The organism is Zavarzinia sp. (genome assembly GCF_049306435.1).
GTDB lineage: Bacteria > Pseudomonadota > Alphaproteobacteria > Zavarziniales > Zavarziniaceae > Zavarzinia.
Map to the genome: position 1 here is coordinate 1 of NZ_JBAQRT010000074.1, position 2,450 is coordinate 2,450.

Here is a 2,450-nt window from a genome sequence, read left to right on the forward strand (position 1 = left end):
ATGCAGAGCGAGGCGACGCCGCGCTTCAGGCCGCGCTTGCGCAGGGCGTTCAGCAGGGTGACGGTGATCCGCGCGCCCGAGGCGCCGATGGGATGGCCCAGCGCGCAGGCGCCGCCGTTGACGTTCACCTTGTCGCGCGGGATCCCCAGATCCTTCATCGCCGCCATGACGACGACAGCGAAAGCCTCGTTGATCTCGAACAGATCGACATCCTCGACGCTCCAGCCGGCCTTCTTCAGCACCTTGCCGATGGCGCCGATCGGGGCCGTGGTGAACCAGGCCGGGTCCTGGGAATGGGTGGCATGGGCGACGACGCGGGCGATGGGGACAAGGCCTCTCTCCGCCGCGAGCGAGGTCCGCGTCAGCACCAGCGCCGCCGCGCCATCGGCATTGGCGCTGGAGGCCGCCGCCGTCACCGTGCCGTCCGGCCGGAAAGCGGGCTTCAGCCCGGGGATACGCGCGGGGTCCAGCTTGCCGGGGATCTCGTCCGTGTCGAACAGCGTGTCGCCCTTCGGCCCGGGGATGGTTACCGGCACGATCTCGCCGTCGAAGGCGCCGCTTGCGATGGCGGCCTTGGCGCGGGTCAGGGTCTCGATCGCGTAAGTGTCCTGGTCGGCCCGGGTAAAGCCATAGCGGTCGGCGGTATCCTCGCCGAAGGTGCCCATGGCACGGCCGCCGTCATAGGCGTCCTCGAGGCCGTCGAGGGCGGCATGGTCATAGAGCTTGTCGTGACCGAAGCCGTAACCGCTGCGGCCCTTCTGGATCAGATAGGGCGCGGCCGACATGCACTCCATGCCGCCGGCGGCGACGATATCGGCGCTTTCCGCCCGGATCAGGTCATGGGCCAGCATCAGTGCCTTCATGCCCGAGCCACAGACCTTGTTCACCGTGGTCGCGCCGGTGGCGTCGGGCAGGCCGGCATGGCGCATGGCCTGGCGCGCCGGGGCCTGGCCCTGGCCCGCCGGCAGCACGCAGCCCATGAACACCTCGTCGATCGCCTCGGGGGCAAGGCCAGACGCATCGACCGTCGCCTTCAGGACGCGGGCGCCCAGGCGCGGCGCGGGCACGCCGGCCAGACCGCCGCGAAACCGCCCCATGGGCGAGCGCAGGGCCGAAAGAATGACGACGGGATCGGCGAGAGACATGGCGGGGCTCCTTCATATGGTGACCAACATATAATATGATGATCGTCATATGAAAAGACCCGGCCGGCGTCAGACCCCCATGCCGAACAGGCCGAAGCGGCGCAGCACGGCCTTCTCGATTTCCAGCACCAGCATCAGGACGACACCCGCCGCGATCACCAGCAATCCGTCGCGGAGGGAAATCGCCTCGGTCTCGAAGAGGGCCTGCATCGGCGGCAGATAGGTGAAGGCGAGCTGGGCCAGGGTGACGCTGCCGAGGGCGATCAGCACGGCGGGCGTGCCGAAGAAACCGCGCAGGGTGAGCGAGCCGCCATGGAGATAGCGCACGTTGAACAGATAGAAAATCTCGAACACGACGACGACATTGACGACGAGAGTGCGCGCTTTCGCCAGCGAATAACCCTCGCCCAGCGCGCCGAAGAAGGCCCCCAGCGCCCCACCGAGGAACAGGGTGGAAACGAAGAGCACGCGCCACAGCAGGAAGGGTGACAGCAGGCCGGCCCTGGGGTCGCGCGGCCGGCGCCGCATCACTCCCGGCTCCGCCGGCTCGAAGGCCAGCACGAGGCCGAGGGTGACGGCGGTGATGAGGTTGACCCACAGGATCTGCACCGCGCTCATCGGCATGGTGAAGCCGAGCAGGATCGCCGCGATCACCGCCAAGGCCTCGCCGCCATTGGTCGGCAGGGTCCAGGCGATCACCTTGCGGATATTGTCGTAGACCGTGCGGCCCTCGTGAACGGCGGCGACGATCGAGGCGAAATTATCGTCGAGCAGCACGACCTGAGCCGCTTCCTTCGCCGCCTCCGTCCCCTTGTGGCCCATGGCGACGCCGACATCCGCCTGTTTCAGCGAAGGCGCGTCGTTCACGCCATCGCCGGTCATGGCGACGATGGCGCCGGTCGACTGCAGGGCGCGGACGATGCGCAATTTATGTTCGGGGCTGGTGCGGGCGAAGACACTGACCGGGGTGACGAAATCCGCCAGGGTCTCGTCCGGTTCGGCATCGATCTCGGCGCCGGTGACGACCACCGGGGCATCATCGAGGCCGAGCTGGCGGGCGATGGCGGCGGCGGTCGCGGCATGGTCGCCGGTGATCATCTTGACCGCGATGCCCGCCTGCCGACATTCGGCGATCGCCGTGATGGCTTCGGGACGCGGCGGATCGATGAAGCCGACAAGCCCGATGAAGACGAGCCCCGGTCCGATGCCCTCGACCGTCAGGGCGGCATCGGTGGCAGGGCCGGCGCAGAAGGCGAGCAGGCGCTCACCGGCGGCGGCGGTGGCATCGGCCCGGCGGTGCCAGGC

2 protein-coding genes are annotated in these 2,450 nt (G+C 68.7%); both read right to left on the reverse strand.

Annotated features, from left to right (window positions below; all coding sequences use genetic code 11):
* Positions 1-1,145, reverse strand: a 1,145-nt coding sequence (locus WAZ62_RS03695) for an acetyl-CoA C-acyltransferase (protein ID WP_422642184.1), incomplete at its 3' end; no start/stop codon positions are given.
* Between the two features lie 69 nt (positions 1,146-1,214).
* A partial coding sequence (locus tag WAZ62_RS03700; RefSeq protein ID WP_422642185.1) for an HAD-IC family P-type ATPase occupies positions 1,215-2,450 on the reverse strand: 1,236 nt, incomplete at its 5' end.